1 protein-coding gene is annotated in these 331 nt (G+C 73.7%); it reads right to left on the bottom strand.

All coding sequences use genetic code 11. The features are described 5' to 3' along the window. The coding region (locus IO33_RS0142205; RefSeq protein WP_031174364.1) for a PP2C family protein-serine/threonine phosphatase at positions 1 to 331 on the bottom strand (331 nt) is incomplete at both ends.

Here is a 331-nt window from a genome sequence, read left to right as displayed (position 1 = left end):
GTCGTCGTTGCCCCCGCTGGCGACGTCGAGGCGGGCGAGGAGGGCGTCGGCGAGGTGTTCCGCGCCGAACTCGGTGCAGGTGGCGAGCGTGGAGGTCAGCCGGGCCAGGCCGACGTCGATGTCCTCATCGCGGCGTTCGATCAGGCCGTCGGTGTAGAGGACGAGGGTGTCGCCGGGCGTGTAGGTGGCGTTGGCCTGGGGGCGGGGGACGTGTTCGGGGCGGGCGCCCAGTGGTGGGTCGGTGGCCTGGTCGAGCAGCTCGCAGGAGCCGTCCGGGTGCAGCAGGACGGGCGGGGGGTGGCCGGCGCTGCTGTAGACGAGCAGGTGGCTG

The organism is Streptomyces durhamensis (assembly GCF_000725475.1).
In the GTDB taxonomy this organism is placed as follows: Bacteria; Actinomycetota; Actinomycetes; order Streptomycetales; family Streptomycetaceae; genus Streptomyces; species Streptomyces filipinensis.
This window is presented reverse-complemented; position numbering and strand designations above follow the sequence as displayed.